This window comes from Micromonospora sp. CNZ309, assembly GCF_002846525.1.
This window is the reverse complement of record NZ_PJNG01000001.1, coordinates 3,574,323-3,597,425: the sequence shown is the minus strand read 5'-3', so window position 1 is coordinate 3,597,425 and position 23,103 is coordinate 3,574,323. Positions and strand designations below refer to the sequence as shown.

General features: G+C 73.2%; 22 protein-coding genes. 12 read left to right on the top strand and 10 right to left on the bottom strand.

Annotated elements, in window-relative coordinates; translation table 11 throughout:
* Window positions 1–56: 56 nt before the first annotated feature.
* From CLT72_RS14660 to CLT72_RS14650, 3 genes are all read left to right on the top strand, one after another.
* Entirely contained in the window at window positions 57–806 is a 750-nt protein-coding gene (locus tag CLT72_RS14660; RefSeq protein ID WP_101412344.1) for a sugar isomerase domain-containing protein, read from the top strand.
* Between the two features lie 118 nt (window positions 807–924).
* Window positions 925–1,425: a DUF6328 family protein gene (locus tag CLT72_RS14655; RefSeq protein ID WP_101412343.1), complete on the top strand. Its 501-nt coding sequence runs from the start codon at window positions 925–927 to the stop codon at window positions 1,423–1,425.
* A gap of 115 nt (window positions 1,426–1,540) precedes the next feature.
* Window positions 1,541–3,565 (top strand): acyl-CoA dehydrogenase family protein, encoded by a 2,025-nt coding sequence (locus CLT72_RS14650; RefSeq protein WP_101412342.1) that lies wholly within the window; start codon window positions 1,541–1,543, stop codon window positions 3,563–3,565.
* Between the two features lie 74 nt (window positions 3,566–3,639).
* Here the strand turns inward: CLT72_RS14650 and CLT72_RS14645 are convergent, their stop codons facing one another.
* From CLT72_RS14645 to CLT72_RS14615, 7 genes are all read right to left on the bottom strand, one after another.
* Window positions 3,640–4,245, bottom strand: coding sequence for a hypothetical protein (locus CLT72_RS14645; protein WP_101415169.1), 606 nt, complete (start codon window positions 4,243–4,245; stop codon window positions 3,640–3,642).
* 107 nt (window positions 4,246–4,352) lie between these two features.
* Window positions 4,353–4,745: a Fur family transcriptional regulator gene (locus tag CLT72_RS14640; protein ID WP_172896644.1), complete on the bottom strand. Its 393-nt coding sequence runs from the start codon at window positions 4,743–4,745 to the stop codon at window positions 4,353–4,355.
* A 2-nt stretch (window positions 4,746–4,747) separates the two neighbouring features.
* Entirely contained in the window at window positions 4,748–5,047 is a 300-nt protein-coding gene (locus CLT72_RS14635) for an ArsR/SmtB family transcription factor (protein WP_088998913.1), read from the bottom strand.
* A gap of 43 nt (window positions 5,048–5,090) precedes the next feature.
* Entirely contained in the window at window positions 5,091–5,957 is an 867-nt protein-coding gene (locus CLT72_RS14630; protein WP_101412341.1) for a metal ABC transporter permease, read from the bottom strand.
* Window position 5,958: 1 nt separating this feature from the next.
* Window positions 5,959–6,720 (bottom strand): metal ABC transporter ATP-binding protein, encoded by a 762-nt coding sequence (locus CLT72_RS14625; RefSeq protein ID WP_101412340.1) that lies wholly within the window; start codon window positions 6,718–6,720, stop codon window positions 5,959–5,961.
* Window positions 6,717–7,703, bottom strand: coding sequence for a metal ABC transporter substrate-binding protein (locus tag CLT72_RS14620; RefSeq protein ID WP_101412339.1), 987 nt, complete (start codon window positions 7,701–7,703; stop codon window positions 6,717–6,719). Before CLT72_RS14620 ends, CLT72_RS14625 begins: the two co-directional genes overlap by 4 nt.
* A gap of 54 nt (window positions 7,704–7,757) precedes the next feature.
* Window positions 7,758–8,015: a hypothetical protein gene (locus tag CLT72_RS14615; protein WP_101412338.1), complete on the bottom strand. Its 258-nt coding sequence runs from the start codon at window positions 8,013–8,015 to the stop codon at window positions 7,758–7,760.
* 27 nt (window positions 8,016–8,042) lie between these two features.
* On the opposite strand from CLT72_RS14615, the gene CLT72_RS14610 reads away from it, so the two are divergent.
* The 4 genes from CLT72_RS14610 (at window position 8,043) to dusB (ending at window position 11,715) form a co-directional block, all read left to right on the top strand.
* Window positions 8,043–8,384: an antibiotic biosynthesis monooxygenase family protein gene (locus CLT72_RS14610; RefSeq protein WP_088998918.1), complete on the top strand. Its 342-nt coding sequence runs from the start codon at window positions 8,043–8,045 to the stop codon at window positions 8,382–8,384.
* 24 nt (window positions 8,385–8,408) lie between these two features.
* Window positions 8,409–8,984, top strand: coding sequence for an Rv0361 family membrane protein (locus tag CLT72_RS14605; RefSeq protein ID WP_250102365.1), 576 nt, complete (start codon window positions 8,409–8,411; stop codon window positions 8,982–8,984).
* Between the two features lie 114 nt (window positions 8,985–9,098).
* Complete coding sequence (locus tag CLT72_RS14600; protein ID WP_101412337.1) at window positions 9,099–10,478, top strand: glycine--tRNA ligase; 1,380 nt, start codon at window positions 9,099–9,101, stop codon at window positions 10,476–10,478.
* Between the two features lie 64 nt (window positions 10,479–10,542).
* On the top strand, window positions 10,543–11,715 hold the full coding sequence (dusB, locus tag CLT72_RS14595; RefSeq protein WP_101412336.1) for a tRNA dihydrouridine synthase DusB: 1,173 nt from the start codon (window positions 10,543–10,545) through the stop codon (window positions 11,713–11,715).
* Window positions 11,716–11,908: 193 nt separating this feature from the next.
* On the opposite strand, the gene CLT72_RS14590 is transcribed toward dusB, so the two are convergent.
* Complete coding sequence (locus CLT72_RS14590; RefSeq protein ID WP_101412335.1) at window positions 11,909–12,556, bottom strand: C39 family peptidase; 648 nt, start codon at window positions 12,554–12,556, stop codon at window positions 11,909–11,911.
* Window positions 12,557–13,111: 555 nt separating this feature from the next.
* Window positions 13,112–14,848: a beta-N-acetylhexosaminidase gene (locus CLT72_RS14585; RefSeq protein ID WP_101415168.1), complete on the bottom strand. Its 1,737-nt coding sequence runs from the start codon at window positions 14,846–14,848 to the stop codon at window positions 13,112–13,114.
* A 401-nt stretch (window positions 14,849–15,249) separates the two neighbouring features.
* Between CLT72_RS14585 and ppdK the strand changes: the two genes are divergently transcribed.
* Entirely contained in the window at window positions 15,250–17,985 is a 2,736-nt protein-coding gene (ppdK, locus tag CLT72_RS14580; protein WP_101412334.1) for a pyruvate, phosphate dikinase, read from the top strand.
* Window positions 17,986–18,116: 131 nt separating this feature from the next.
* Here ppdK and CLT72_RS14575 read toward each other — a convergent pair whose 3' ends face one another.
* Entirely contained in the window at window positions 18,117–18,602 is a 486-nt protein-coding gene (locus tag CLT72_RS14575; RefSeq protein ID WP_101412333.1) for a roadblock/LC7 domain-containing protein, read from the bottom strand.
* Window positions 18,603–18,796: 194 nt separating this feature from the next.
* Between CLT72_RS14575 and CLT72_RS14570 the strand changes: the two genes are divergently transcribed.
* From CLT72_RS14570 to CLT72_RS14555, 4 genes are all read left to right on the top strand, one after another.
* Window positions 18,797–19,150, top strand: coding sequence for a VOC family protein (locus tag CLT72_RS14570; protein ID WP_089003275.1), 354 nt, complete (start codon window positions 18,797–18,799; stop codon window positions 19,148–19,150).
* Entirely contained in the window at window positions 19,140–20,414 is a 1,275-nt protein-coding gene (locus tag CLT72_RS14565; protein WP_101412332.1) for a deoxyguanosinetriphosphate triphosphohydrolase, read from the top strand. The genes CLT72_RS14570 and CLT72_RS14565 overlap by 11 nt, the downstream gene beginning before the upstream one ends.
* Before the next feature lie 42 nt (window positions 20,415–20,456).
* Window positions 20,457–21,293: a siderophore-interacting protein gene (locus CLT72_RS14560; RefSeq protein WP_101412331.1), complete on the top strand. Its 837-nt coding sequence runs from the start codon at window positions 20,457–20,459 to the stop codon at window positions 21,291–21,293.
* 112 nt (window positions 21,294–21,405) lie between these two features.
* Window positions 21,406–23,040: a BCCT family transporter gene (locus CLT72_RS14555; RefSeq protein ID WP_101412330.1), complete on the top strand. Its 1,635-nt coding sequence runs from the start codon at window positions 21,406–21,408 to the stop codon at window positions 23,038–23,040.
* Window positions 23,041–23,103: the final 63 nt, after the last annotated feature.

The following is a 23,103-nucleotide window of genomic DNA, read 5'->3' as shown; positions in this document are numbered from 1 at the left end:
TCACCCGGTGGACGCCGGACCCCACCCCACGGAGGTACGACATGGACGGAAGAGACATGCCGCTGAGCGCCGACGAGTTCCTGACCGTGGTGACCGCCACGATGAACCGGGTGGCCGAGAGCCAGCGCGAGGCGGTGGGGCGGGCCGCCGACCTGATCGCCGAGGCGGTACGCGCCGACGGCGTGGTCCACGCGTTCGGCACGGGCCACTCCGAGGCGCTGGCCATGGAGATCGCCGGGCGGGCCGGCGGGCTGGTCCCGACGAACCGGATCGCCCTGCGGGACCTGGTGCTCGTCGGCGGCGCCCCGGCGGACACGCTCGGGCCGCTGCTGGAGCGCGATCCGGCGGTGGCGCACCGCCTCTACGAGCTGGCGCCGGTCGGCCCCCGCGACGTCTTCGTGCTCGCCTCGAACTCCGGCGTGAACGGCGCGATGGTGGAGTTCGCCTCGCTGGTCAGGGAGAAGGGCCACGGGCTGGTCGCGATCACCTCGGCGCAGCACTCCGGGCAGATGACCTCGCGCCACCCGTCGGGACGCAAGCTCGCCGACTTCGCCGACGTGGTGCTCGACAACGGTGCCCCGTACGGCGACGCGACCTTGCCGCTGCCCGGCGGCGGCGCGGTCGGCGCGGTCTCGTCGATCACCGCCGCGCTGCTGGCGCAGCAGATCACGGTCGAGGTGGTGGCCCGCCTGCTGGCGGCGGGGGAGCGGCCCCCGGTCTACCTGTCGGCGAACATCGCCGGGGGCGACGAGCACAACAACGCCCTGGAGGCCCGGTACGCCGGCCGGATCCGGCGCGGCTCCTGACGATCCGGAACGGTTCCGGACAGTGACGTGAGTCGGTTTCGCGCGTGAGCCGCTGGGGCATCAGCGATGCTGCCGCCGGCCGCCCCCGCCGGCAGTACCGTCTGACCGGAGGTAGCGCGTGTCCAAGGAAACCGAGAAGCAGCGCTGGCAGCGCAACTTCGCCGACCTGCTCCAGGAGCTCCGGGTCGCCCAGACCGGCGTACAGATCCTCTTCGCCTTCCTGCTCACGCTGCCGTTCAGCAACGGGTTCACCCGTACCAGCCCGTTCCAGAAGGACGTCTACATCGTCGCGTTGCTGGCGGCGGCCGCCGCCACCGCGATGATCATTTCGCCGGTGGCCTTCCACCGCGCGTTGTTCCGGCAGGGCCGCAAGCCGGAACTGGTCCGGTTCGCCCACCGGATGGCAAGCGGCGGCCTCGCCTTCATGCTGATCTCGATGGTCAGCGCGGTGCTGCTGATCACCGACTTCGTGCTGGACCGGAGCGTCGCCATGGTGCTCAGCGGCCTCACCGGCCTCTGGTTCCTCACCTTCTGGGTGTTCCTGCCGTTCTCCCGGCGTAACTGGGGCGATGACGACGACGATGACGACGACGACGATCCCCGGTCCCTGAGCGACTGACCGAAGTCGACACGACTCGATATTTACCGAACGCTACCCCTGGGTAACACCCGGGGGTAGCGTGCTTTTTGTCGCGCACGTTGACGCATCCGGACCGAGGTTCGAGGGGGCCGCCGTGACCACGACACACAACAGCCGACCCGCACCCGACGGATCAGGCGACGACCGGTCGACGGCCGCCGCCGACCGACCGCCACCGGCCGGTGCCGCCGGACCGCTGCCGACGGAGGCCGGCCAGGTCTCCGAGAAGGAGGCCCGCCAGGTCGCCGAGGCGGCCCGGGAGTCCTCCTGGGACCGTCCCAGCTTCGGCAAGGAGCTCTTCCTCGGCCGGTTCCGGCTCGACCTGATCAACCCGTGGCCGCGCTCCGACCCGGCGGACGTCGCCCGCGCCGACGAGTTCCTCGGCCGGTTCCGCGCGTTCCTCACCTCCGAGGTGGACGGTGCCGCCATCGAACGGGACGCGTCCATCCCGGACGAGGTGTTCCAGGGGCTGGCCCGGCTCGGCGCCTTCGGCATGAAGATCGACCGCTCGTACGGTGGGCTCGGGCTGAGCAACCTGCACTACTGCCGGGCGCTCATGCTGGCCGGCTCGGTCAGCCCGGCGATCGGCGCGCTGCTCTCGGCGCACCAGTCCATCGGGGTGCCGCAGCCGCTGAAGATGTTCGGCACCGCCGAGCAGAAGCAGCGCTTCCTGCCCCGGCTCGCCGCCGGCGAGATCTCCGCGTTCCTGCTCACCGAACCGGACGTCGGCTCCGACCCGGCCCGGCTGGGCACCACCGCCGAGCCCACGCCCGACGGCACCGGCTACCGGCTCAACGGCGTGAAGCTGTGGGCCACCAACGGCACCGTCGCCACCCTGCTCGTGGTGATGGCCCGGGTGCCCGCCGCCGAGGGACGGCGCGGCGGGATCACCGCCTTCGTCGTCGAGGGCGACACCGAGGGCATCACTGTCGAACGGCGCAACGCCTTCATCGGCCTGCGTGGGCTGGAGAACAGCCTGACCCGCTTCCACGACGTCTTCGTACCGAAGGAGAACGTCATCGGCGGCGAGGGCAAGGGCCTGAAGATCGCGCTCACCACCCTGAACACCGGGCGGCTCTCGCTGCCGGCCATGTGCGTCGGCGCCGGCAAGTGGGCGCTGAACGTGGCTCGGGGGTGGGCCGCCGACCGGGTGCAGTGGGGGCGGCCCGTGGGCGAGCACGAGGCGGTGGCCCAGAAGCTCTCCTTCATCGCCGCGACGACGTACGGCATGGAGACCATGCTCGACCTCTGCTGCCTGCTCGCCGACGACGACCGCAACGACATCCGGATCGAGGCGGCGCTGGTCAAGCTCTATGCCAGCGAGATGGCCTGGAGGATCGCCGACGAGCTGGTGCAGATCCGGGGCGGTCGCGGCTACGAGACGGCCGACTCGCTGGCCGCGCGGGGCGAACGACCGGCCGCCGTCGAGCAACTGCTGCGCGACCTGCGGATCAACCGCATCTTCGAGGGCTCCACGGAGATCATGCACCTGCTCATCGCCCGGGAGGCGGTCGACGCGCACCTGTCGGTCGCCGGCGACATCATCGACCCGGACGCCGGGCTGGGCCGTAAGGCGAAGGCCGGGGCGCGGGCCGGCGCGTTCTACGCGAGGTGGCTGCCCACCCTCGCCGTCGGCCGGGGGCAGCGCCCCTCGGCGTACGCCGAGTTCGGGCCCCTCGCCGGCCACCTGCGGCAGGTGGAGCGCGCCTCCCGCAAGCTGGCCCGGTCGACGTTCTACGCAATGTCCCGCTGGCAGGGGAAGATGGAGCGCAAGCAGGCGTTCCTCGGCCGGGTGGTGGACATCGGCGCGGAGCTGTTCGCGATGTCCGCGGTCTGCGTACGCGCCTACGCCGAGCGGGACGCCCGCCCCGAGAACGTCGAGCTGGCCGACCTGTTCTGCCGGCAGGCCCGGGTACGCGTCGACGCGCTCTTCACCGCCCTGTGGGACAACACCGACTCCGTCGACACGGCGGCCGCGAAGCGGATCCTCGCCGGACGCTACGCCGCGGTGGAGGACGGCGTGCTGACCCCCGCCGACGACCTGCCGTGGGTGGCCCCCTGGTCGCCGGGCCCGTCCACGGCCGAGGACGCCCGCCGCCGCGTCCCGCCCCCCTCCTGACCGTCATCGGACCGGGCCGGGCCGGGCCGGGGGCGCGGCAGGGCGGGGCGGGGCGGGCGGAGAGGAGGGTGGGGTCAGCGAGGGCGGGTCACGCCCAGGTGGCGTAGTTCCAGGGCGGCGAGGGCGTCGATGGTGGCGTCGTCGCCGGCCCGCCACGCCTCTGCCACGTCGGGCGCGATGCGGGTCAGCCGGCCCAGCGGCTGGGTGGCCAGCGCGCGCAGGGCGAGCAGGTCCCGCCCGGCCGGAGCGGCGGCCAGCTTCGCGGCGGAGCCGGCCCGGCGCATCCAGCGCACCCGCAGCGGCAACCAGCCGAAGAGCACCAGGCCGAGCGGGAAGACCAGCACGGCGACGGCCAGAGCGAGGGCGAGCTGGTCGACCAGCTCCTGCTGGTCCCGGCCCGCCTCGGCCAGCCCCCGGGCGGCGGTGGCGGCCCGCTCGAACGGCGCGGTCAGCTCGTCGCCGACCAGCGGCACCCGGCCGACCTTGCCGCCGGCGTCGGCCAGGTTGTCGGCGAGGCCGCCACCGGCCCCCTCCAGCTTCTGCCCGGGTACGGCGAGCTTCTGCACCAGGTCGTGCAGCCACAGCGCGCCTCGGATCGCGCCGTACACCCAGACGACGACGAGCAGGTCGGTGATCAACTGTCGGACGGCGGTCGGGAAACGATCGGCGTAGATCTTCACGCCGGACAGCGTGCCACGCCCGGCGCCACCCGGCACGCGCCGCGAACGCCGCCGTGCCCTCGGGTGACCCAGCCCGCGTCGCGAAGGCCGCCGTGCCCCCGGGCGGCTCAGCCCGCGCAGGCCGGGCAGGTGCCGAAGATCTCCAGGGTGTGGCTGACGTCGGCGTAGCCGTGCTTCGCCGCCACCCGCTCGGCCCAGTTCTCCACCGTCGGGCCCGCCACCTCCACGGTGCGGCCGCAGGACCGGCAGACCAGGTGGTGGTGGTGGCCCTCGCTGCACCGGCGGTAGAGGTGCTCGCCGCCCGGCGGACGCATGACGTCGATCTCGCCCGTGTCGGCGAGCCCCTGGAGGGTGCGGTAGACGGTCGTCAGCCCGACCCGTTCGCCGCGCTCGCGCAGCATCGCGTGCAGCTCCTGCGCGCTGTGGAAGCCCTCCAGCTCGCCGAGCAGCGCGCTGACCGCCGAGCGCTGCCGGGTGTTGCGGACCGTGGCACCCGTCATGATCATGATCCCTCCCCGGCGTGGCTCACCGCGTCGGCCACGATGTGTGCGACGTGCTCGTCGACCAGCGCGTACGCGATCTCGCGACCCCGCCGGGAGCCGCGCACCACGCCGGCGCCCCGCAGCACCCGCAGGTGCTGGGAGACCAGGGGCTGCGCGGCGCCGAGCTTGTCGACCAGCTCGTGCACGCACCGCTCGCCCTCGGCGAGCTCGCTGACGATGGCCAGCCGGATCGGCGCCGAGAGGGCACGCAACAGCTCGCTGGCGCCCTCGAAGGCGTCGTAGCCTGATCCGTCGGTCACCCCGTAACGGTAACCAATCCCACCGACACGGCGCTGACCAGGATCAGTGGAGCACGACCTCGTGCGGTTCGGGTACGGGCGCGGCGTCCGGGGTGCGCCGCCGGCGCAGCACCCGCCACCCGGCCCCGAGGACCGCGACCACCGCGAACGAGGCGATCGCCATCAGCACCACCGAGGCGCCCGGGGCGGTGTCGGCGTTCGCCGCCACCCAGACCCCGGAACCGGCCGCGAAGAGCCCGAGCGCCATCGCCGCCGTCATCGTGCTGCGGAAACCCCGGGTCACCTGCTGCGCGGTCGCCACCGGCACCACCATCAGGGCGCTGATGAGCAGCACCCCGACGGCCCGCATGGCGATCGTCACGGTGACGGCGGTGGCCACGGCGAGCAGCAGGTTGAGCGTGCGTACCGGCAGGCCGGAGACGCGGGCGTACTCCTCGTCGTGGCAGACCGCGAACAGGGCCGGGCGCAGCGCCAGCATGGTCACCGCGATCGCCGCGCCGAGCACCGCGATGGTGGTCAGGTCCGCCGGCGTGATGGTGCTCAGCGACCCGAACAGGTAGGAGTTCAGGCTGGCGCTGGTGCTGTCGGAGAGCCCGACCAGCGTCACGCCGCCGGCGATGCCGCCGTAGAAGAGCAGGGCCAGCGCAAGGTCGCCGGAGGTGCGCCCCCGCGCGCGGACCAGCTCGATGGTGACCGCGCCGAGGGTCGCCACGAGCACCGCGACGAGCACCGGTGAGCGGTTGAGCAGCAGGCCCGCGCCGACGCCCGTGAGCGCCACGTGCCCCACCCCGTCGCCGATCAGGGCGAGTCGCCGCTGCACCAGGTAGATGCCGAGCGCCGGGGCGGCCAGACCGATGATCAGCGCCCCGATCAGGGCCCGCTGCATGTAGGGGTACTGGAAGAGTTCCATCTCAGCTGCTCCACAGCCCGGCGGGCTCGTCGGGACCGTGCGGGTGCACGTGGTCGTGGTCGGGCTCCGCGTGGTGGCCGGCGGGCTCGGGCACCGCGCCGTCGTGGCAGATCCCACCCTGGTGTACGACGACCGCCCGGGTGATCAGTGGTCGCAGGGGCCCCAGCTCGTGGGCCACCAGCAGCACCGTGCCGCCGCCGGCGACGAAGCCGTGCAGCGCCCCCGCGAACGCCTCCTGGCTGGCGGCGTCGACCCCGGCCGTGGGCTCGTCGAGGACGAGCAGCTCCGGCTGGCCGGCCAGCGCCCGGGCGATCAGGGTGCGCTGCTGCTGCCCGCCGGAGAGGGTGGCCACGGGATCGCGGGCCCGGTCGGCGAGCCCGACCGCCTCCAGCGCGGCGGCCACCGCGGCCCGGTCGGCCGCGCCGGGCGGGCGCAGCACCCCGCGCCGGGCGAGCCGGCCGGAGGCCACCACCTCGCGGACGGTGGCCGGTACGCCGCTGCCGGCGCCGAGGCGCTGCGGGACGTACCCGATGCGGTGCCACTGCCGGAAGCGGCGCAGCGGGCGGTCGAAGAGGGCGACCGACCCGGAGCTGAGCGGCACCAGGCCGAGCGCCGCGCGGATCAGGGTGGACTTGCCGGAGCCGTTGGCGCCGAGCACCGCGACCACCTCGCCGGCGGTCACGGTCAACGAGACGTCGCGAAGCACGGGGCGGCCGTCGTAGCCGACCACCCCGTGCGCGACGGTGATGACTGGGGATGTCACTGGCAGCTCAACGCCGTCCTCAGGGTCGCAAGGTTGGTACGCATCACCGAAAGGTAGTCGCCGCCGCCGGGCGTCAGCCCCTCCAGGGGGTCCAGCACGGCGGTCTTCGCGCCGACCTCCTTGGCGATGGTCTCGGCCACCTTCGGGCTGACCAGGGTCTCGAAGAAGATCGTGGTGGCCTTGTGCTCGCGGGCCTCCTCGATCACCTCGGCCAGGCGCTGCGGGGCGGGCTCGTTGTCCGGGCTGAGCCCGGTGATGCCGATCTGCTCCAGCTTGTAGCGCTCGGTCAGGTAGCCGAAGGCGGTGTGGCTGACCACGATCTCCCGCCGCTGGCAGGTCTTCAGCCCGGTCGTGAACTCGGCGTCCAGCTTCTCCAGCTCGGTGCGCAGCGTCTTGGCGCGGGCGGTGTAGTCGGCGGCGCGGTCCGGGTCGGCCTGGCCGAGCCGCTCGGCGAGCTTGTCGCCGACCGTGGCCAGGCGGGTCGGGTCCAACCAGAGGTGCGGGTCCTTGGTGCCGTTCTCCTCGTGGCCGGGCTCCTCGGCCTTGGTCGACTCCTCGGGGTGGGCGTGCTCCTCGCCCTCGTGGTCGTGGTCGTGGCCACCAGCGGCGGCGTCCATCAGCGGCTGCACGGTCGACACGTCGAACGCGCGGTCCTTGGCGTTCTGCTCGACGGCCTCGTCCAGCGCCGGCTGGAAGCCCTTGAGCAGGACGACCAGCTCCGCCTCGGCGACCTGGCCCACCTGGCCCGGGTTCAGCTCCAGGTCGTGCGGCTCCGCCCCGGGCTTGACCAGGTTGCTCACCTTCACCGCGTCGCCGCCGATGCGCTCGGCGAGGAACTGCAACGGGTAGAAGGCCGCCACCACGTCGACCCGCTGCGGGTCGGCGCCGGGGGTGCCGTCGTCGGAGCAGGCCGTGACACCGCCCAGGGCGAGCAGGGCGGCGGTGGCGACGGCGAGGGTGCGCGGGGCGGAGCGGATGTTCATGCCATGAACTGTCCGCGACAACGATAATGATTGTCAAAAACGCATGCTTGCATGTCAGAACAGCTTCACCAGGCCCGCGGTGACCAGCAGGGTGAGCGCCACGAGCCGGATCACCCGCGTCGGCGCCGTCTGCACCGACCAGGTGGTGCCCAGCAGCGCGGCCACGGCCGCGGCCAGCAGCAGGGTGAACAGCCCGCCGACCACGCCGGGCGTGAAGAACGCGACAAGCACCAGCACGAGGGTGACCAGGAACACCGTCGTCGGGTTCGCCCGGGCCAACCGGGCCGGCATCCGGCTCTGCGTACGCTGCATCCCACAGACTCTACGAGGAGGAACCCCGTGCTGGTGACGAACCGGTTCGTGGTGGACGTCGATGTCGCCGACGAGTTCACCGAGCGGGCGCACGCCGCCCTCGCCGCCCTCGCGGCCCGCCCCGGTTACCTGCGCGGCCAGCTCGTCCGGGCGCTGGACGACCCGCGACACTGGTGCCTGGTCACCGAGTGGGAGTCGGTCGGCACCTACCGCCGGGCCCTGGGCGGCTTCGACGTCAAGATCACCGCCGTGCCGCTGCTCGCCGAGTCGCTCGACGAACCGTCGGCGTACGAGGCGCTCGCCAGCGCCGCCCCCGGCGGGGAGGTCGTCCGGACCGCCAGCGATCGGGCCGCTGCTCCTTACCGCTGAGCCCGTGGGCACTACATTGCTTGCATGACCGCTCCCGGACCGGCGACCCCGCCGCCGTACCCTCCGCCGCCCGGCCAGCAGGGGGCGCAGCCGCCCGCCGTGCCCGGCCCGCCGGGGGACCCGGGCGCGCCCGCCCCGCCGGCCGGGCCGGGGGTCACCCCGCCGTTCGCGGCGCCGCCCACCGAGGGCCGCAACACCCGCCTCTGGCTCGGGCTGGGCGCCGGGGCGCTCGCCGTGCTGCTCTGCTGCGGCGGGGGCGGCGCGGCCGTGGTGGGGCTGGCCGTGACGGGGGTGCAGGCCGTACGCGAGCAGGGGCGCACCGTCTCCACCGACTACTACCAGGCCCTCGTCGAGCGCAAGTACGGCGCGGCGTACGACCAGCTCTGCGACGACGCGCAGCGGCGCGAGTCACGCCGGGAGTTCGAACGCCGGGTGGCCGCCGAGCCGCAGATCGCGACCTTCCGGGTGGGCGACGTGGACGCGGTCGCCCTCACCGTGCCCGTCGACGTGACCTACACCGGCGGTCAGCAGGACCGCCAGGAGGTCACCCTCGGGCAGGACCAGCAGACCGGTGGCATGGAGGTGTGCGGGGTGAGCTGACCCGCCACCGGTATTCTGCTGGGCCCGGGACGGCACGGGTCGTACCGTTGTCCCGAACTGTTCCTTCCGTCCTCACCGCGTCCCCGCCGACCGCCAGTCGGCGTAGGAGGAAACATGCCAGCCGACCGTATCGACGCCGTCGTCAGCCTCGCCAAGCGCCGAGGCTTCGTCTTCCCCTCCAGCGAGATCTACGGAGGCACCCGGTCGGCGTGGGACTACGGTCCGCTCGGCGTGGAGCTGAAGGAGAACGTCCGCCGGCAGTGGTGGAAGACGATGGTCCAGCAGCGCGACGACGTGGTCGGCCTCGACTCCGCCGTGATCCTGGCCCGCGACGTCTGGGCCGCCTCCGGTCACCTGGACGCCTTCGTCGACCCGCTGACCGAGTGCCAGTCGTGTCACAAGCGGTTCCGGGCCGACCACCTCGAGGAGGCCTACGAGGCCAAGCACGGCAAGCCGCCGGCCTCGCTGACCGAGCTGAACTGCCCGAACTGCGGCAACAAGGGCACCTTCACCGAGCCGAAGATGTTCAACGGCCTGATGAAGACCTTCCTCGGCCCGGTCGAGAGCGAGGAGGGCATGCACTACCTGCGGCCCGAGACCGCCCAGGGCATCTTCGTCAACTACAAGAACGTCGAGACGGTCGCCCGCAAGAAGCCGCCGTTCGGCATCGCCCAGACCGGCAAGTCGTTCCGCAACGAGATCACCCCGGGCAACTTCATCTTCCGCACCCGCGAGTTCGAGCAGATGGAGATGGAGTTCTTCGTCGAGCCGGGCTCGGACGAGCAGTGGCACGAGTACTGGCTCTCCGAGCGCTGGAACTGGTACCTCGACCTGGGCCTGTCGGAGAGCAACCTGCGCTTCTACGAGCACCCGAAGGAGAAGCTCTCCCACTACTCGAAGCGCACGGTCGACATCGAGTACCGCTTCCAGTTCGGCGGGACCGAGTTCGCGGAGCTGGAGGGCATCGCCAACCGCACCGACTTCGACCTGACCACGCACAGCAAGCACTCCGGCGTCGACCTGTCCTACTTCGACCAGGCCAAGGGCGAGCGCTGGATGCCGTACGTCATCGAGCCGGCCGCCGGCCTGACGCGCGCGGTGCTCGCGTTCCTGCTGGAGGCGTACGACGAGGACGAGGCGCCGAACACCAAGGGCGGCGTGGACAAGCGCACGGTGATGCGCTTCGACCCGCGACTGGCCCCCGTCAAGGTGGCGGTGCTGCCGCTGTCGCGCAACGAGGCGCTCTCGCCCAAGGCGAAGGGGCTCGCCGCCGACCTGCGCAAGCGCTGGGTGGTGGAGTTCGACGACTCGCAGGCCATCGGCCGCCGCTACCGCCGCCAGGACGAGATCGGCACCCCGTTCTGCGTGACGGTCGACTTCGACACCCTCGACGACAACGCGGTGACCGTGCGGAACCGGGACACCATGGCCCAGGAGCGCATCGCGCTCGACCAGGTCGAGCGCTACCTGATCGAGCGCCTTCCCGGCTGCTGAGCGGCGACTACGGGGGCCCGGCCGGCGGGGGACCGCGCCGGCCAGGCCCCCGTACACTTGTCCGGTGACCGCGCCGACCGTTCCCGCACTGCGCCCGCTGACCATCGGGCGGCATGAGGTGTGGCCCCCGGTGGTGCTCGCGCCGATGGCCGGCATCACCAACGTCGGCTTCCGGCAGCTCTGCCGGGAGCAGGGCGGCGGCATCTACGTCTGCGAGATGATCACCACCGTCGCGCTGGTCGAACGGAACCCGAAGACGCTGCGCATGATCGCGTTCGGCGACGACGAGCGGCCCCGCAGCCTCCAGCTCTACGGCACCGACCCCGAGATCACCGCCGCCGCCGTGCGGATCGTGGTGGAGAAGGATCTCGCCGACCACATCGACCTCAACTTCGGCTGCCCGGTGCCCAAGGTCACCCGCCGTGGCGGCGGCTCGGCGCTGCCGTGGCGGCGCCGGCTCTTCGCCCGGCTGGTCAGGGCCGCGGTGGACGCCGCGTCACCCGCCGGGGTGCCGGTCACGGTCAAGATGCGCAAGGGCATCGACGACGACCACCTGACGTACGTCGAGGCGGGCCTCGCCGCCCAGGACGCGGGCGTGGCGGCGGTCGCCCTGCACGGGCGTACGGCCGCGCAGCGCTACTCCGGCACGGCGGACTGGGACGCCATCGCCACCCTCAAGCAGGCCCTGGACGTGCCGGTGCTCGGCAACGGCGACATCTGGGAGGCCGACGACGCGCTGCGGATGGTGGCGCACACCGGCGTCGACGGGGTGGTCGTCGGTCGGGGCTGCCTGGGCCGCCCGTGGCTCTTCGCCGATCTGGAGGCCGCGTTCGACGGCCGGCCGGAGCGCCGGCTACCCACCCTCGGCGAGGTGGCGCGCACCATGCGCCGCCACGCGGAGCTGCTGGTCGACCAGTTCACCGCCGGCTCGCGTACGCCCGCCCGGGGCGAGCGGGACGGCTGCACGGACTTCCGCAAGCACGTCGCCTGGTACCTCAAGGGCTTCCCCGTCGGCAGCGAGCTGCGCCGGGAGCTGGCCATGATCGAGAGCCTGGCCCAGCTCGACGACCTGCTCGGCAAGCTGGACCCGACCGAACCTTTTCCGGTGGCCACGCTGGGCCAGCCGCGCGGTCGTACCAACTCGCCCGGCAAGGTCTTCCTCCCGGAGGGCTGGCTGGCCAGCCGCGACGACGACACCGTCCCCGAGGGCGCGGAACTGGCCGACTCGGGCGGCTGAGCCCCCGTCCCCGCCCCACCTCGGCCCCGCCCCGGTCTCGCTCCGGTCCGGGCGCGGGCTGTCGGCCTCGGCCTGACTCCGGTCCGGCCCTGGCCCGGCGGCGACAGCCGGGAAGCCCTCAGCCATGACGACAAGGGTCGGACCCCCGTGCGGGGTCCGACCCTTGTCGTCTTCGTGCGGGTGTTGTCGTCGGTCAGGCGGTGTAGCCGCGGGTGGCGATCCAGTCGGCGAGGTTGTCGATGCTCATGCGGTAGGAGGCCTGGTTGGGGTCGGCGGAGTCGGCGATGGTGACGGTGTTGCCGTTGTCGCGGTAGCCGACGACGCTGATGTAGTGCCCGCCTTCGAAGGAGTGGGTGGTGCCGTCGGTGTCGGTGGCGGTGCCGGCGATGTTGGCGACGACGGCGTGGCCTTCGTCGATGGCGGTGACGATGTCGGCGCGTAGCTTGTCGGTCTGCTTGTCGTCGGCCTTGGCGTCGCGGATCTCGACGGACTGGTAGGCGTCGCGGCCGGTTTCCTTGTTGAGTACGGGGGTGATGTCGTTGATGGAGTTGGTGCCGGCTTCGGTGGTGCCCATGCGCTGGGCCATGCCGTCGACGTCGATGTTCTTGCCCTGCACGCTCAGGGCGTTGCGGGCGGCGGCGGGGCCGCAGTAGTAGAAGTTGGGCTGGGCTTCGTAGCGCACGCCGAGTTCGCGCTCGCCGTTCTTGCGGTCCTGGGCGACGCTGGCGGGGTTGGCGTGGGCGGGCGAGGCGAAGGTGGTGAGGGGGCCGGCGATGGCGCCGCCGGTGACGGCGAGTCCGGCAGCGGTCAGGGCGGTCTTACGCAGGATGTCGGTACGCATGATTCGTCTGCACCTTTCGATCGGGGGCACGCGGCACACACCAAGGGGGGCGGGTGCGCCACGGATGAGGAAAGGTCGAGATATCAAGAGCGGACATTCGCTCGGGGGTCCGGGGGAGGTAACCACCGTGGGGAGCCGGTCATTCCGGCAGCCCGGCGTCCGGTCGTTCCGACGCCCAGGTACTCGGTGGTCCGCCGGGTGTAACCGCGCCGGCCTGGTCCGCATTCCGCCGACCGGCCTGGTCCGCATTCCGCCGACCACCGGGCCGGGCGGGGCGGCCGGGTCACGCGGCCACGATGGTTACAACGACCCGGGCCCCCGACCCATGCCGGCCGGGCCGGTGGCGCCCGCCACGGCAGACCCGCGCAAACCGGACGGGCCGCCCGAGCGGGCTGCCCCCAACCGGACACCGGCCCCGAACCGCACATCCGCCGAATGATCGGTGCATCCGTCGGTCGGGTGCCAGAGACCGGCAGGACACCACGGACCGCGCGTCGAGCGCCGCAGGGGCAAGCGCGGGACGCGGGCGCATTCTTGATCAGGACCCCATGGACGTCATCCGCCCGGTTTGAGGTCCATGGCGTCCTGATCACGTTGCCGGGGAGTGGTGGGGAGGGCGGAGCGTGGGCCGGCGGGAGCCGGTGGTTCCGTGGGCCACGGGATCTCCGGCGAGCGGTGGAAGGCCACGCCGGCGGCGGCCCAGCGTGGGCCGTGCCCGGCCAAGCGGTCGCGGAACCCGGCCCAGTCGTGCGTCGCGCGGGGCGACCAGCCCAGCTCGGCGATCGCGGGCAGGCGCGGGAAGAGCATGAACTCGACCTCCGCCCGCGAGGTGACCGACTCGGTCCACAGCGGCGCCTCCACGCCGAGCACCGCGTCGGCCGGTACGCCGGCCACGTGGGTGCCGGGATCCCAGTCGTACGCCCGCCGCACGTCGATCAGGCCCGCCCAGTCGTGCCCGATCGGGGTGTCCGGGGCGTACTTCATGTCGAGGTAGGCGTGGTTGGCGGGGGAGAGCACGAGCCGGGCGCCCCGGCGGACGGCGTCCGCGGTGACGGGGTCCTCGCCCCCGGTGCCCCACCACTGGAGCACCCGCCCCTCGCTGTGCGCGGCGGGCGCGATCTGGTGCCAGCCCACCACCGTCCTGCCGGTTGCGGCGACGATGCGCTGGGCCCGCTCGACGAAGGCCGCGTACGCCTCGGGGCGCACCTTGAACGCCTCGTCGCCCCCGAGGTGCAGCCACGGCCCGGGGGTGAGCACGGCGAGTTCGCCCAGCACGTCGGCGACGAACTCGTACGTCCGCTCGCTCGTGGGGTCGACGTAGCTGAAACCGACCTCGGTGCCGGTGTAGGGCGGTGGTGCGACGCCGTCCGGGGCCAGTTCGCCGTACGCGGTCAGCGCCGCGTGGGTGTGCCCCGGCAGGTCGATCTCCGGCACCACGGTGACGTGCCGCTCGGCGGCGTAGGCCACGATCCGCCGGTAGTCGTCGCGGCTGTAGTGCCCGCCCGGGCCGCCGCCCACCTCGCTCGCCCCGCCGACCTCGGCCAACCGGGGCCAGGAGTCGACGGCGATCCGCCAGCCCTGGTCGTCGGTGAGGTGCAGGTGCAGGTGGTTGATCTTGTAGCGGGCCAGGTGGTCGATCACCCGCAGCACGTCCGGTACGCCGAAGAAGTGCCGGGCCACGTCGAGCATCGCCCCCCGGTACGGGAACCGGGGCCGGTCGGTGATCGAACCCCCGGGCAGCACCCAGCGCCCGGCGGTCGGCGTCGGGCTCTCGACGGCGGCGGGCAGGAGTTGCCGCAGGGTCTGTACGCCGAAGAAGAGCCCGGCCCCGGTGGCAGCCTCGACGCGTACCCCGTCGGACGTCACGTCGAGCCGGTAGCCCTCCGGGCCGAGGTCGGCGGAGTCGACCAGCGCCAGCGCGATGTCGCCGCCCGCCTCCGCCCGGGTGTCGTCGGCCACCGGGAGCGGATAGCCGGTGGCAGGCCGGAGCAGGTCGGCGAGCTGCCCGGCGACGGCACGGGCGGCGTCGTCGGGGCTCACCCGGATCACCGTGTGGGGGGTGAGCACGAAATCGGTGCCCGCGACCGGCGCGACCCGCTCCGGGGCGGGCACGACGTCGCCCAGCCGTACGCGGGCGGCCGGAGCGGCCCGGTCGGCGGTGGAGGCCGACGGGACGAGCACGTCGCCGGCCGGCGGAACGGGCAGGTCACCGGGCGGCGGGGCGAGCGCGTCCTCGGCGGAGCGGGTGGCCGCCCGGGCCAGTTCAGCCGCGGCCGGTTCGCGGACCGGCAGGTCGGGGTGCCCGGCCGGCCGCTCGCCCGCCGCAACGCTGGACGGGTCGAGCGGTTCCGGGGCGGCGGTGGGAACGGGTGGCACGGCGGCGGCTCCCAGGGGTGTATTTGCGGTGGTTATGGCAAAGGTGAGGTTCACCGAAAGGGCTGCGGACAAGACTACGAGGCGAAGCGGGAAATGCGTGATCGTGCGCGTGGAAGCGTTCCCAAAAACCGGTACGAACGCGGAAAGTCGTGATGGCTGTGCCGATTGTCACCGAACGGTCCCGGGCCACCCGAAGTTCGCCTAGCCTTCGCCCCACCGGCCGGCTTGGCACCGGGATTGCCGGTGGTCCATCCCGGGGTAATGGGAGCAACTGAACCTTCGTTAAGTGTCGGACCGGCGTGCGTGGGAGGGCTCTGGTGGCAACGCAGGAGACGGTGGAACACAAGTACGTCTACGCCTTCGCCGAGGGCAACAAGGACCTCAAGGAACTGCTCGGCGGCAAGGGGGCCAACCTGGCCGAGATGACCAATCTCGGCCTGCCGGTCCCACCGGGCTTCACGATCACCACGGAGGCCTGCAAGGCGTACCTCGCCACCGGGGAGGAGCCCGACGGCCTGGCCGACCAGATCGCCGCGCACCTCGCGTCGCTGGAGCGGGCGATGGGCAAGCGCCTCGGCGACTCGGAGGACCCCCTGCTGGTCTCCGTGCGCTCCGGCGCCAAGTTCTCCATGCCCGGCATGATGGAGACCGTCCTCAACGTCGGGCTCAACGACCGCAGCGTCCAGGGGCTCGCCCGGCAGGCCGGCGGCTCGGGCGGGCAGTCCACCCCCGGCGGCGCGGACCGGTTCGCCTGGGACTCCTACCGCCGCCTCATCCAGATGTTCGGCAAGACGGTGTGCGAGGTGCCGGGCGAGGAGTTCGAGCACGCCCTCGACGACGCCAAGCGGGCCAAGGGCACCCACAACGACCTCGACCTCGACGCCGACGACCTGCGGGGGCTGGTCGACGCGTACAAGAAGATCTTCTTCAAGCACACCGGCCGGGAGTTCCCGCAGGAGCCGCGCGAGCAGCTCGACCTGGCCATCCGCGCGGTCTTCGAGTCGTGGAACGCCGAGCGCGCGGTGCTCTACCGCCGCCAGGAGCGCATTCCGGCCGACCTGGGCACGGCGGTCAACGTGGTGGCGATGGTCTTCGGCAACCTCGGCCCGGACTCCGGCACCGGCGTCGCGTTCACCCGCGATCCCGCCAGCGGCGCCCAGGGCATCTACGGCGACTACCTGGCCAACGCCCAGGGCGAGGACGTCGTCGCGGGCATCCGCAACACGGTGCCGTTGCAGGAGCTGGAGCGACTGGACAAGAAGTCCTACGACGAACTGCTCGGCATCATGGCCCGGCTGGAGGGCCACTACCGCGACCTCTGCGACATCGAGTTCACCATCGAGCGTGGCAAGCTCTGGATGCTCCAGACGCGCGTCGGCAAGCGCACCGCCGCCGCGGCGTTCGTCATCGCCGGGCAGCTCGTCGACGAGGGCCTGATCGACCTCGACGAGGCGTTGCACCGCGTCAACGGCGCGCAGCTCGCCCAGCTGATGTTCCCCCGTTTCCGGCTCGACCACGAGTTCCAGCCGGTGGCGAAGGGGATCGGGGCGTCGCCGGGTGCGGCCTCGGGCAAGGTGGTCTTCACCTCCGCCCGCGCGGTCGAACTGGCCGCCGAGGGGGAGTCGGTGATCCTGGTCCGGCGTGAGACCAACCCGGACGACCTGAACGGCATGATCGCGGCCCAGGGCATCCTCACCTCGCGCGGCGGCAAGACCAGCCACGCCGCCGTGGTGGCGCGGGGCATGGGCAAGACCTGTGTCTCCGGCGCCGACGAGATCGAAGTGGACGTGCCGCAGCGTCGGTTCGTCGTCGGCGGGCAGACGGTCGTCGAGGGCGACGTCGTCTCCATCGACGGCACCACCGGCAAGGTCTACCTCGGCGAGGTGCCGGTCATGCCGTCGGAGGTGGTGCAGTACTTCGAGGGCAGCCTCGACCCGGAGCACGTCGACAACGCGCTGGTCCGGGCCGTGCACCGGATCATGTCGCACGCCGACGCCAGGCGGCGGCTGGCCGTCCGCACGAACGCCGACACCGGCGCGGACGCCGCCCGGGCCCGGCGCTTCGGCGCGGAGGGCATCGGGCTGTGCCGCACCGAGCACATGTTCCTCGGCGACCGGCGCGAGCTGGTCGAGCGGCTGATCCTGGCCCGCGACAACGCCGAGCGGGAGGCCTCGCTGGCCGCGCTGCTGCCGTTGCAGCGCGCCGACTTCGAGGAGATCTTCCGGGAGATGGACGGGATGCCCGTCACCGTCCGGCTGATCGATCCGCCGCTGCACGAGTTCCTCCCCCCGCTGGAGCAGCTCGCGGTCAACGTGGCGGTCGCCCAGGAGCGCGGGGAGGACGTCGCCAAGGAGGAGGCGCTGCTCGCCGCCGTACGGCGGATGCACGAGGAGAACCCGATGCTGGGTCTGCGCGGTGTCCGCCTCGGGCTGGTCATCCCCGGCCTGTTCGCCATGCAGGTCCGCGCCATCGCGGAGGCCGCGGTCACCGTCACCCGCTCCGGCGCGGTCGCCCGGCCGGAGATCATGGTCCCCCTGGTCGGCGCGGTGCAGGAGCTGGAGACGGTACGCGCCGAGGCCGAGAAGATCATCTCCGAGGTGGTCGGGGACAGCGGCGTCGAGGTGCTGATCGGCACCATGATCGAGGTGCCCCGGGCGGCGCTGACCGCCGGCCAGATCGCCGAGGCGGCACAGTTCTTCTCCTTCGGCACCAACGACCTGACCCAGATGGGCTGGGGCTTCTCCCGCGACGACGTCGAGGGCGCCTTCTTCTGGCGCTACCTGGAGCTGGGCATCTTCGGCATCTCGCCGTTCGAGTCGATCGACCGCGACGGCGTGGGCCGGCTGGTGCGCATCGCCGCGGAGGAGGGCCGGGCCGCCCGGCCGGGGCTGAAGCTCGGCGTCTGCGGTGAGCACGGCGGTGACCCGGAGTCGGTGCACTTCTTCCACGAGGTCGGCCTGGACTACGTGTCCTGCTCGCCCTTCCGGGTGCCCGTCGCCCGGCTGGAGGCCGGCCGCGCGGCCGTGGAGACGGACGGCTCCGACAGCCGCTGACGCGGCGGAGGCGACAAGCCGGCGGCGGACCCGGGGGAGCGGGTCCGCCGCCGCTGCCGTGCGGGTGGCCCGTGCCGGCACGACCGCACCGTGGGTCGGGGGCCGGTCGCGACCGGCCCCCGGAGGGTTGCTCAGACCGGCGGGCGGCGCCAGGTGTGGGGCGTGACGCGCCGGGGCAGCCTGCCGCCGGAGGTGCGGGTCGTGAGCCGGGCGTGCGCCTCGGGCACCGTCGCCGCCCCGATCAGGCGGCTGGTGTCCAGCACCGAGCCGGTGCGCCGGGCCACCGCCCGCGCGTCGGCGTGCAGCTCCTCCAGGTCGGCGCTGGCGTCGGCCACCAGCGTCAGCAGGGCGTTGCGCCCGGCGGGGTAGGTGACGACGGCGCCGGTGGAGGTGCGTACCACCGATTCCCGGAACTCGCCGTGCCGCACCGTGTCGGCCACCCGGTGGCCGAGGCCGAAGCTGGCCGCCGCGAGCGCCGCCAGGTGGGTGGCGTCCGTCGTCGGCAGGTCGCTGGAGATCAGCAGGCCGTCGGTGCCGGCCAGCACCGTGCCCGCCACCTCGGGGCGGCGCAGGCGCAGCTCCGACAGTTCCGTTCCCATCATCGTGTCCGCGTCCACGGGTTTCTCCCCCACCGTCGGGCCCTCAGTCTGGTCACGTTCCGCGCTGGGAACGCTACCGGCGGCCATGCCGGATCGCGATCCCGTAACCGTCGGCGATCGGTCGACAACTCTCGACTGTTCGGAGGTTGCGCAGCCGTCGCCCGCGCGCCGGCGGCGAGCCGTCCGCGGCGCGCGGGCGTAACCTGATCGGCATGAGCAGCGCCTGGGAGAGCCTGACCGTCGACGCCCGGGACCCCGCCCGGCTCGCCCGCTGGTGGGCCGAGGCGCTGGGCTACCAGGTGGTCACCGAGCAGCCGGACGAGGTGGAGATCCGTCGATCCGCCGACCGGTTGCCGGGCATCGTCTTCGTGCCGGTCGCCGACGACAAGACCACCAAGAACCGGTTGCACATCGACCTGCGCCCCGACGACCTGGAGGCCGAGGTCGAGCGGCTGGTCGACATGGGTGCCCGGCACGTCGACGTGGGCCAGGGCGAGGTGGAGTGGACCGTGCTGGCCGATCCGGAGGGCAACGAGTTCTGCGTGCTGCGGCAGCGTGCGCGCTGAGCGTGGCGGGCCGGACGGTCCGGACGTCGCCCGCCGGGTCGACGAGCCGCCGAAGGACACCGGGTACGGGCGGTCGGCGTACGAGCGGGACCGTGCCCGGGTGCTGCACTCGGCGGCCTTCCGGCGGCTCGCCGCGAAGACCCAGGTGCACACGGCCGGCACGGACGACTTCCTGCGTACCCGGCTGACCCACTCGCTGGAGGTCGCGCAGATCGCCCGCGAGATGGGGGCGCGGCTGGGCTGCGACCCGGACGTGGTGGACACCGCCGGGCTCGCCCACGACCTCGGTCACCCGCCGTTCGGGCACAACGGCGAGGACGCGCTCGACGAGCTGGCGGCCGGGTGCGGCGGCTTCGAGGGCAACGCGCAGACGCTGCGGGTGCTGACCCGGCTGGAGGCCAAGGTCCTCGCCCCGGACGGCAGCTCCGCCGGGCTCAACCTGACCCGCGCCTCGCTCGACGCGGTCAGCAAGTACCCGTGGCCGCGCCGGCCCGGCGTACGCAAGTTCGGCGTGTACGACGACGACCTCCCGCTCTTCGCGTGGCTGCGGGCCGGCGGGCCGGGCGACGACCGGCGCTGCCTGGAGGCGCAGGTGATGGACTGGGCCGACGACGTCGCATACTCGGTGCACGACGTCGAGGACGGCATCCACGGCGGGTACGTGGCGCTGCGCCCGCTGCTGCGCGACCCGCAGGAGCGGGCCGCGCTCTGCGCCGACGTCGCCGCCACCTACTCCGGCGAGTCCCCGGCCGACCTCGGCGACGTGCTGCTGGAACTGCTCGACGACCCGGTGCTCGCCCCGCTGGCCGGCTACGACGGCAGCCACCGGGCGCAGGCGGCGCTGAAGGCGACCACCAGCGTGCTGACCGGCCGCTTCGTCTCGGCCGTGGTGGCGGCCACGCAGGAGCGCTACGGTCCCGGCCCGCACCGCCGCTACGCCGCCGACCTGGTGGTGCCCCGGCGCGTCCGGGCGCGGTGCGCCCTGCTCAAGGGCATCGCCCTGCGGTACGTGATGCGTCGCCCCGGCTCGGGCGACCGCTACCGGCGGCAGCGGGAGGCCCTGGCCGAGCTGGTGCACGCCCTGGTCGCCCGGGCGCCGGACGGGCTGGATCCGGTCTTCGCCCCGCTCTGGTCGGCGGCGCCGGACGACGCGGCCCGCCAGCGGGTGGTGATCGATCAGGTCGCCTCGTTGACCGACCCGGCGGCCGTGGCCTGGCACGCGCGGTTGGTGCGCGGCGCGGGGGCCGATCGCCCGACGGGATGACGGGGATGGGCGGGGGCGCGAACTTAGGCTAACCTAACCGGCATGACGGAGCGCCCCATCAAGGTCACGACTGCCCGGGTGCTGCGCACCGGGCGGCCCACCCCCCATCTGGTCCGGCTGGTGCTCGGGGGTGAGGAGCTGACCGGCCTGCCGGTGGGCGAGTTCACCGACCACTACATCAAGATCGTCTTCCCGGTCCCGGGCGCGGAGTACCCGAGCCCGATGGAGCTGAACGCGATCCGTCGTGACCTGCCCCGGGAGCAGTGGCCCCGGCTGCGCGCGTACACGGTGCGGGCCTGGGACGCGGCGAGCGGCGAAATGACCGTCGACATCGTGCACCACGGCGACGTCGGGGTGGGCGGGCCCTGGGCCGCCGCGCTGCGCCCCGGCGACCCGGTGCACTTCGTCGGCCCCGGTGGGGCGTACGCCCCCAGCCCGGACGCCGACTGGCACCTGCTGGTGGGCGACGAGAGCGCCCTGCCGGCGATCGCCGCCGCCCTGGAACGGCTGCCCGCCGGTGCCCCGGCCGCCGTCTTCGTCGAGGTCGCCGACCGGGCCGACGAGCAGCCGCTGGCCAGCCCCGGCGCCGTACGCCTGACCTGGCTGCACCGGGGCGACCGCCCGGTCGGGGAGGCCCTGGTCGCGGCCGTGCGCGCCCTGGAGTTCCCGCCCGGCGACGTGCACGCCTTCGTGCACGGCGAGGCCACCTTCGTCAAGGAGCTGCGCCGCCTGCTGCGCGTCGAGCGCGGTGTCCCCCGCGAGCGGCTCTCCATCTCCGGCTACTGGCGTCGGGGCCTGGACGACGAGGGCTGGCGCGCCAGCAAGCCCGCCTGGAACCGCCAGGTGGAGGCCGAGGAGTCCGCCGCCGTACCGGCCTGAGCGACGCCGGAACCCTGCCCCGGCCCCGTCCCGGTCGCCCGGTAGCGGGGTGTTTCGCCCGATGCCGCCCGGTTGCCACCCCCCGCCCCGCACGATGGGCAGGGGGTGGCGCATGAGCGGGCAGGTACGGGACCCGGCGCGGGCCGTGGGCCGGATCGACCGGACGGTGCTGGCGCTCAGCGTCGGCGGCGTACTGGCCGTGGTGGCATGGGGCGTGCTGGCGCGGGCCTCCCTGGCCGAGTTCGGCACGTCGGGCCTGGCCTGGGTGATCGACACCTTCGGCTGGTTCTTCGTGGTCGCCGCCGACGCCTTCCTGGTGCTCGCGGTGGTCATCGCGGCGACGAGGTTCGGCCGTGTCCGGCTCGGCGCCGACGACGACGAGCCGGAGTTCAGCACGCTGGCCTGGGTGGCCATGATGTTCAGCGCCGGGATGGGGATCGGCCTGGTGTTCTTCGCCGTCGCCGAACCCATCCAGCACTACGCGGCGCCCCCGCCGGCGACCGGCGTCGCACCGCAGACCGGCACGGCCGGCGCCACGGCCATGCAGTACACCCTCTTCCACTGGACGCTGCACCCCTGGGGGATCTACGCGGTCGTGGCGCTCGCGCTGGCGTACTCGACCTTCCGCAAGGGCCGGGAGAACCGCATCTCGGCGGCCTTCCAGCCCCTGCTCGGGCAGCACGCCGACGGCGCGCCCGGCCGGGCGATCGACCTGCTGGCGGTCTTCGCCACCGTGTTCGGCTCGGCGACCAGCCTCGGCCTCGGCGCGCTCCAGGTGGCGGCCGGGCTCGACCTGGTGGCGGGGATTCCGGACACGACCACGGTGGAGGTGGTGGTGATCGGCGCGCTCACCCTGGCCTTCGTGATCTCCGCCTTCTCGGGGCTGCACCGGGGCATCAAGTGGCTCTCCACCACCAACGTGCTCCTGGCGGTGCTGCTGATGCTCTTCGTCTTCGTGGTCGGGCCGACCATCTACACGCTGGAGGTCCTGCCGGCCTCGGTGGGCGACTACCTGAGCAACCTGGTCTTCATGTCCACCCGTACCGGCGCCTTCTCCGACCCGTCGTGGCTGGGCTCCTGGACGATCTTCTACTGGGCGTGGTGGATCTCCTGGGCGCCCTTCGTGGGCACCTTCATCGCCCGGATCTCCCGGGGCCGCACCGTCCGCCAGTTCCTCGTCGGCGTGCTGCTGGTGCCCAGCGGGGCCAGCGCGCTCTGGTTCGCGGTGCTCGGCGGCAGCGCGCTGCGGACGCAGGCCACCGGCGCCCGGGACCTGGTGGCCGACGTCGGGGCGGGCACCGAGCAGGCGCTGTTCGGCCTGCTGGACGCGCTGCCGCTGGCGACGCTGACCAGTGTGCTGGCCATGGTGCTGATCGCGCTCTACTTCGTCACCAGCGCCGACTCGGCGTCGCTGGTGCTCGGCTCGCTGACCTCCCGGGGCGCCCTGCGCCCGCACCGCGTGCTGGTGGTGCTCTGGGGGGTGCTGATCGGCGCGGTCGCCGGCGTACTGCTGCTGGTGGGTGGGCTGGACGCGCTGCAACAGGCGACCATCCTCGTGGCCCTGCCGTTCGTCGTGGTGATGCTCGGCCTGGCCGTCGCACTGGTCCGGGACATGGCGCGGGACCCGGCGGTGCACCCGCCGCGGCGGGTCCGCCGCTCCGGCCTGGCCGCGGCCGTGCGGGCCGCCCGGTCGTACGACGAGGAGGACCCGCCGCCGGTACGCCGCTACCTGCGTCGCCCCCGCTGATCCGCCCCCGGGCGGGCGGGACCGGTCCGGACGCCGGCGCGACCGCCGAGGTGGCGGCGGTCG

Coding starts and splice junctions, on each gene's coding strand:
- CLT72_RS14615 (WP_101412338.1), bottom strand. CDS start 8,015: ATGCAGCGTACGCAGAGCCGGATGCCGGCCCGGTTGGCCCGGGCGAAC.
- CLT72_RS14640 (WP_172896644.1), bottom strand. CDS start 4,745: ATGACGGGTGCCACGGTCCGCAACACCCGGCAGCGCTCGGCGGTCAGC.
- CLT72_RS14555 (WP_101412330.1), top strand. CDS start 21,406: ATGAGCGGGCAGGTACGGGACCCGGCGCGGGCCGTGGGCCGGATCGAC.
- CLT72_RS14620 (WP_101412339.1), bottom strand. CDS start 7,703: ATGAACATCCGCTCCGCCCCGCGCACCCTCGCCGTCGCCACCGCCGCC.
- CLT72_RS14660 (WP_101412344.1), top strand. CDS start 57: ATGCCGCTGAGCGCCGACGAGTTCCTGACCGTGGTGACCGCCACGATG.
- CLT72_RS14630 (WP_101412341.1), bottom strand. CDS start 5,957: ATGGAACTCTTCCAGTACCCCTACATGCAGCGGGCCCTGATCGGGGCG.
- CLT72_RS14605 (WP_250102365.1), top strand. CDS start 8,409: ATGACCGCTCCCGGACCGGCGACCCCGCCGCCGTACCCTCCGCCGCCC.
- CLT72_RS14590 (WP_101412335.1), bottom strand. CDS start 12,556: ATGCGTACCGACATCCTGCGTAAGACCGCCCTGACCGCTGCCGGACTC.
- CLT72_RS14600 (WP_101412337.1), top strand. CDS start 9,099: ATGCCAGCCGACCGTATCGACGCCGTCGTCAGCCTCGCCAAGCGCCGA.
- CLT72_RS14570 (WP_089003275.1), top strand. CDS start 18,797: ATGAGCAGCGCCTGGGAGAGCCTGACCGTCGACGCCCGGGACCCCGCC.
- CLT72_RS14560 (WP_101412331.1), top strand. CDS start 20,457: ATGACGGAGCGCCCCATCAAGGTCACGACTGCCCGGGTGCTGCGCACC.